We start from the raw sequence: 6,359 nt of genomic DNA, 5'->3' as shown, positions 1-6,359 counted from the left end.
GGATCACCAGAACCGCCTCCGGCCCCAGTCCCATCAGGTCCAGCATCTCCGCCTGGCTCGAAAGATCCCGGACGCTCCGCGTCACCAAGCCCGCGTCCTCCTCCTGCGCTGCAGCGTGCCGGTGCGGTGCACATGCCTTAAGTCTGTCTGACAAGAGCGGGCAAACCGCCAGACAGCAGTTGGATCGGGAGGATCCTCATGAGCCGCCGCGGCGAACTCGACCAAAAATACACAGCCACCAGTGGGCGCGTCTTCATGAACGGGACGCAGGCGCTGGTCCGCCTGCCGCTCGTCCAGATGCGGCGCGACCGGGAAGCTGGGCTCGAGACCGGCGCCTTCGTATCGGGCTATCGAGGGTCTCCGCTCGGCGCCTACGACCAGCAGCTCCAGGCCAATCGCGACCTGCTGCTCGCCGAGGATGTCCACTTCCAGCCGGGCATCAACGAGGATCTCGCGGCGACCGCCGTTTGGGGTACGCAGCAGGTTGGATTGTCGCCGGGGGCCCGCAAGCAGGGTGTCGTCGGGATCTGGTATGGCAAGGGGCCTGGGGTCGATCGCTCGGGCGATGTCTTCAAGCATGCCAATGCCGCCGGTTCATCGCGTCATGGCGGCGTCCTCGCCATCGCCGGTGACGATCATGGCGCAAAATCCTCCACCGTGCCGCACCAGTCCGACCACGCCTTTATGGCGGCGGTCATCCCGATGCTCTACCCTTCGTCGATCCACGAGTTCGTCGAGTTCGGGCTGCTCGGGATCGCCATGTCGCGCTATTCCGGCTGCTGGGTCGGCATGAAGGTCATCGCCGATACCGTCGAGACGACCGCCTCGGTCGACCTTTCGGGCGAGCGGCGGGAGTTCGTGACGCCGACGGACTTCGTCCTGCCGCCAGACGGCCTCAACCTTCGCGTGCCCGACGATCGCTGGAGCCAGGACAACCGACTTCAGACGTACAAAGCCTATGCCGCGATCGCCTTTGCCCGCGCCAACCGGGTCGACCGCGTGACGCTCGATTCCCCGAATGCGCGCCTCGGCATCATCGCGTCCGGCAAGGCCTACGAGGACGTGCGCCAGGCGCTGCGCGAACTCGGCGTCGACGAGGACACGGCGCATCTCGCAGGCCTTCGCCTCTACAAGGTGGGCATGCCTTGGCCGCTGGAGCCCGAAGGGGTGCGCGAGTTCTCGGTCGGGCTGGAGGAGATTCTCGTCGTCGAGGAGCGGCGTGAGATCATCGAGAACCAGATCAAGCAGCAGCTCTTCAACTGGCGCGCGGACGTTCGCCCGCGCATCATCGGCAAGTTCGACCATAACGATCGGCCCGTCCTGTCACTGGCGCGCGAGCTGACGGTCGCGACGGCCGCGGTGGTGATCGGCGAACGCATCCTCGCCTTGAGCGATCTCGACGAGGCGCATCGCAGCTTCATCGAGGCGCGCGTACGCTATTTTCGGCAGCGCGGAGAGGCTGCCGGTCAGCTGGAGCCGCCGCTCGCGCGCACGCCGTTCTACTGTTCGGGTTGCCCGCACAACTCGTCCACCAAGGTGCCGGAAGGCTCGCGCGGGCTTGCGGGCATCGGCTGCCATTTCATGGTCACCTGGATGGGACGCCGCACCGAGACGTTCAGCCAGATGGGCGGCGAGGGTGTCGCCTGGGTGGGCACGGCGCCCTTCACCGACGAGCGCCACGTCTTCGTCAACCTCGGCGACGGGACCTACTTCCATTCCGGCCAGCTGGCGATCCGGCAGGCGGTCGCCGCCGGCGTCAACGCCACTTACAAGATCCTCTACAACGACGCCGTCGCGATGACCGGCGGCCAGACGGTCGACGGGCCGCTCGATCCCGCCAAGATCACGCATCAGCTGCACCGCGAGGGCGTCGCGCCGATCTGGCTGGTCTCGGAATTTCCCGAGCGCTACCACGCCTCACAGCTGGCGCCCGGCACCGAGATCCATCACCGCGACGATGTCGAGGCGGCGATGCTGGTGCTGCGCGACGTGCCGGGTGTTTCTGCAATCGTCTACGATCAGACCTGTGCGTCGGAGAAGCGCCGCCGGCGCAAGCGGGGGCTTCTGCCCGATCCGGATCTGCGCATCGCCATCAATCCCGCGGTCTGCGAGGGCTGCGGTGACTGTTCGGTCCAGTCGAACTGCCTCTCGGTCGAACCGCTGGAAACGGAGTGGGGCCGCAAGCGGCAGATCAACCAGTCGACCTGCAACAAGGACACGTCCTGCCTGAAGGGATTCTGCCCATCCTTCGTCACGCTGGAGGGCGCGAAGCCGAAGACGCGGGCTGCGCGAGCGGCACCGGATCTCGCCGGCATTCCGGATCCCGTTCTTCCCGATCTTGCCGAGCCCAGCAACATCGCGATCACGGGCGTCGGCGGCACGGGCGTCCTGACGATCGGCGCGGTGCTCGGCATGGCGGCTCATCTCGACGGCAACGCGCCGATGCTTCTCGACATGGCAGGACTGGCGCAGAAGGGCGGCGCGGTTCTCAGCCACGTCCGCATCGGACGCCGCGCCGAAGACGTCACCTGCCCCCGGATCGTCTCGGGCTCGGCCGATGTCCTGATCGCGGCCGACGACGTGGTCGCGACCTCGAAGGATGCGGCCGGTCTCCTGTCGCCCGAGCGCACCCGCGCCGTCGTCAACACCCATCTGACGCCGGTCGCCCAGTTCGTGCGCGATCCCGACTTCGACTTCCGGCGCACGCTCGTCGCGGGCGCGATCCGAAAGTCGGTCGGGGAGGGCGCCGACTTCGTCAACTTCACGGAATTGGCTGAAACGGTCAGCGGGGACGCCATTGCCACCAACATCATGATGCTCGGCTACGCCTGGCAGAAGGGACTGGTGCCAGTCACCTTCGCCAGTCTCCAGCAGGCGATCGAACTCAACGGCGTGGCGGTGAAGGCAAATCTCGACGCCTTCGCCTGGGGGCGCTTCGCCGCCGCAAGACCGGACGACATGGTGGAAATCGTCGGCCGGCGTGATGCGACGAGAACGCTCGGTGAGATGACCACGGACGAACTGGTCGAGCACCGCTCGGCCTTCCTCACCGATTATCAGGACACCGCCCTTGCCGCGCGGTACCGCGCGCTCGTAGAGCGAGCTCGGCAGGCCGACGCCAAGGCTGAGGCGCATGGCCGCATCGAGCGGGCGGTCGCCGAAAACTACGCCAGGCTTCTGGCCGTCAAGGACGAGTACGAGGTCGCCCGTCTCCATACCGATGACCGCTTCGAGCGTCAGCTCGCGGAGGAGTTCGATGGGGTGCGTCGCCGCGTCTACCATTTCGCGCCACCGTTCCTTGGCGGGCTCGACGCCAACGGGCGGCCGAAGAAGCGTGCGTTCGGACCGTGGATCCTGCCGTTCCTGCGTGGGCTGGCGCGCCTGAAGCGCCTGCGCGGCACCCTGTTCGATCCCTTCGCGCGCAATGCCGAGCGGATCGCCGAGCGCCGCCTCATCGCCGATTACGAGGCGGATTGCCGTGTCCTCTTCTCGCGCGCACGCCCGGCCGACCGGGATGTCGCGGTGGAGCTCCTGTCCCTGCCCGCCGGCATCCGGGGCTTCGGCCCCGTCAAGACTCAAGCGATGGAAAAGGCGGCGCGCCGCCGCGAGGAGCTTCTTGCCCTCATGGGTGAGGGCGCTCGCGGCGTTGCAAAGGCGGAGGTGCCAACGCCGGCGGAATGAGGATCGGGGCGATGGGGTACGCTTCACCCGTCATCGTTCCGTGCTAGGAGCGGAGGGCGCGACGAAGCGCGGAACGCGCCTTTGCGGTGGCATGCCCCGCTTGGGCGCATTCCGGGGGAACCACGAGGCATCCGCACTCGTCTCCTTCCCGCAAACAGGAGAGCACAGCATGCTGACCGACGCCCAGACCGACGAAATCTCCGAGAAGATCTCGACCCTCTTCCAGGGCATGGAGCTCGACGACGTCGCCAACGTCCTGAAGATCCAGCTTGCCATGCTGGTCACGCAGGGTAGCGAGGACGCCGACGGCGCCATGGAGTTCCTCGACGAGATCTACGAGGACGTCGAGCAGATGGTCGAGTCCTTCCCCTTCGGCGAGGAGGAAGAGGACGAGGACGAGGCGGACGCCAAGCCCCAGAACTGATCGCGTTTTCGCGAGCCTTGGAACGCCGGAACGGACCGGCGGTTCTCCGTCGAATTCGACAAGGAGAAACGCCATGTCCAACATCGAAGACGTTCCGACCGGGCCGGGCCGCGATCCCGGCCCGCCCGACGGCCCCCTGCCGATGGGCGAGCCGCCCGAGCCCATGGTGGAGCCGGACGAGATCCGCGAGCCCGCTGATACGCCCGTTCCGGTGGAGCCCGATCCCGAGGAGGGGCCGGGCCACCTCCCCGGCGACATCGAACGCGCCGATGCGGCCGGGCGCACAGACTGATCCGAGATGATCGCTCGGATGACAGGGCCTTAACGCGACTTTCAGCGTCCGAGGCGATGATTGCGGGTGATGCGTCACCTCTCGACCCTTCGCCTCGGACCCACGCGCCCGGCCGCCGCCCTCGGTGCAGCGTCGGATGCCGCGCCGTGGTGGAATGCCGCCGAGGGACGAGCGCTTTGCACAGCCCTCGCGGCCCTGATCCTGACGCTGCTCCTCGTGACCTTCGAGCCCTATCAGGCGGTGTTTGTGGGGCCGGCGGGGTCGGGGAACATCACCAACCAGTTGGGATATGGCGGCCTCGGTCTCGCAGCCCTTCTGATCCATCTCTGCATCACGCCCCGCCCGGTCGCGATGCGGCTTCTGCGTCCCGCCTGGGTCGTGATGGCGCTGATCCTTCTCCTCTCGTCGACCCAGTCGATCTGGCCCGACGCGTCGTTCCGCGCGGTGGTGTTCTCGCTGGCTGCGATGCTCGCGATGACCGGCGCACTCTGTCTCGTGCCGGACGAGCGGGCCTTCCGCTTCGCGCTGACGGTGACGGCCCTCGTGGTGCTGGGCCTGTCCTATGCCGGCATCGTGCTGATGCCCTCGGCGGCGATCCACAACGAGGCGCTGGAAGCCGCCAATATTGGTCTCTGGCGCGGCATCTACTCCCATAAGAACGTCGCAGGACCGGTCATGGCCGCCCTGTGCTTCGCAGGGCTCTATCTCGTGCGCAGCGGGCAATGGGTGACCGGTGTCGCGATCGCGCTGCTTTCGGCGTTCTTCGTTCTCAAGACCGGATCGAAGACGACGCTCGGCCTCCTGCCGCTGGTGGCCGGCCTAATTTTTGCGGGACGCGTCTTCGGCGGGCGTCGGCTGCCGGTGATCGTGCTCGGTCTCGTCCTCGCGGGCTTTGCGCTGATGACGCTTGGCACCGTCCTGTCGCCAGTTCTTTACGACCTTCTGCAATGGGCCGTGCCGGGGACGACCTTCACGGGGCGTCTCGACCTCTGGCGTTTCGCCATCCACGCGCTGGGACCCCAGGCCTGGACGGGCACGGGGTTCGAGGCGTTCTGGTCGACGCCGGTGGTGCGCCATGCCGAACCGCCGTTCGGCTCGAGCTGGGATCCGCGCGGCATCGTCAACGCGCACAATGGTTATCTCGATCTTGCGATCGCGCTGGGCTGGCCGGGGCTCGGATTCGGGATCGTCGTCCTCGTCATCCTGCCCTTGGTCGATTTCGTACGCATCGGGTCGCAAGGCCCTGCCGCCACGAGGGTTGCGGACTTCTTCCTGATGGTTCTCGCGTTCACCCTCCTCAACGCATTTCTCGAATCCTTCTTGTTTGCTCGGGGAAATCCTGTCTGGATGACGACGTGGCTCGCCGTCGCCGGGTTGCACCTCCTGCCCAAGGGCCGGACGGTCGCCTGAAGGATCCGGGACCGAGTATCGGATTCGCGCAACGCAGATTTGCGTATTAATGGTACGCAAGAGTGTTGATTGTTGGTGGGCTACAATCTAGTGCTCAAGTGGTTGGGTTGAGTTCCTGATGGACCGTTTCCCGGTCCATCCTGTAGCAGGTGCATTTTCGTGACGATGACGAAGAATGAGCGAGATCCGATCGACGTCCACGTCGGTGCCCGGTTGCGCCTGGTGCGCACATCCCGGCGCCTGTCGCTGGAAGAACTCGGCCGCCAGATCGGCGTGACCTACCAGCAGATTCAGAAATACGAGACCGGCAGCAACCGGATCAGCGCCGCGACGCTCTATCGGATCTCGCAGCTGTTCGAGATCAGCCCGACCTTCTTTTTCGAGGGGCTGACCTCGCAGGGCGAAACGGACGAGGCGGCGACGCCGAGCCCCGAAGTCGTCCAGTCGTCGCTGGCTCTCGGCCGGATTCCGGATGGCGAGATCCGCCACCGCCTGCGTCTTCTGATCGACGCCCTGGCGCCCGGCCGCGACAATTGAGGACGGTCGGGCGCT

5 protein-coding genes are annotated in these 6,359 nt (G+C 66.5%); all 5 read left to right on the top strand.

The annotated features are described in order from the left end of the window. The first annotated feature begins 198 nt into the window (after positions 1-198). The 5 genes from ASF65_RS15210 (at position 199) to ASF65_RS15190 (ending at position 6,344) form a co-directional block, all read left to right on the top strand. Positions 199-3,681 (top strand): indolepyruvate ferredoxin oxidoreductase family protein, encoded by a 3,483-nt coding sequence (locus tag ASF65_RS15210; RefSeq protein ID WP_055890745.1) that lies wholly within the window; start codon positions 199-201, stop codon positions 3,679-3,681. A gap of 169 nt (positions 3,682-3,850) precedes the next feature. Continuing rightward, positions 3,851-4,105, top strand: coding sequence for a hypothetical protein (locus ASF65_RS15205; RefSeq protein ID WP_055890741.1), 255 nt, complete (start codon positions 3,851-3,853; stop codon positions 4,103-4,105). A gap of 73 nt (positions 4,106-4,178) precedes the next feature. Continuing rightward, a complete protein-coding gene (locus ASF65_RS15200; RefSeq protein ID WP_055890739.1) occupies positions 4,179-4,397 on the top strand; it encodes a hypothetical protein in 219 nt (72 codons plus the stop codon). Positions 4,398-4,466: 69 nt separating this feature from the next. Next, on the top strand, positions 4,467-5,807 hold the full coding sequence (locus ASF65_RS15195; RefSeq protein ID WP_055890737.1) for an O-antigen ligase: 1,341 nt from the start codon (positions 4,467-4,469) through the stop codon (positions 5,805-5,807). A 165-nt stretch (positions 5,808-5,972) separates the two neighbouring features. Continuing rightward, positions 5,973-6,344 (top strand): helix-turn-helix domain-containing protein, encoded by a 372-nt coding sequence (locus tag ASF65_RS15190; protein ID WP_244486739.1) that lies wholly within the window; start codon positions 5,973-5,975, stop codon positions 6,342-6,344. Positions 6,345-6,359: the final 15 nt, after the last annotated feature.

This window comes from Aureimonas sp. Leaf324 (assembly GCF_001423245.1).
Classification (GTDB): Bacteria; Pseudomonadota; Alphaproteobacteria; order Rhizobiales; family Rhizobiaceae; genus Aureimonas.
The sequence above is the reverse complement of the archived record's forward strand: the minus strand, read 5'-3'. Positions and strand labels throughout refer to the sequence as shown.

Excerpts from the sequence above, each read along its gene's own strand:
- ASF65_RS15210 (WP_055890745.1), top strand. The coding sequence starts at position 199 with ATGAGCCGCCGCGGCGAACTCGACCAAAAATACACAGCCACCAGTGGG.
- ASF65_RS15205 (WP_055890741.1), top strand. The coding sequence starts at position 3,851 with ATGCTGACCGACGCCCAGACCGACGAAATCTCCGAGAAGATCTCGACC.
- ASF65_RS15200 (WP_055890739.1), top strand. The coding sequence starts at position 4,179 with ATGTCCAACATCGAAGACGTTCCGACCGGGCCGGGCCGCGATCCCGGC.
- ASF65_RS15195 (WP_055890737.1), top strand. The coding sequence starts at position 4,467 with ATGCGTCACCTCTCGACCCTTCGCCTCGGACCCACGCGCCCGGCCGCC.
- ASF65_RS15190 (WP_244486739.1), top strand. The coding sequence starts at position 5,973 with ATGACGAAGAATGAGCGAGATCCGATCGACGTCCACGTCGGTGCCCGG.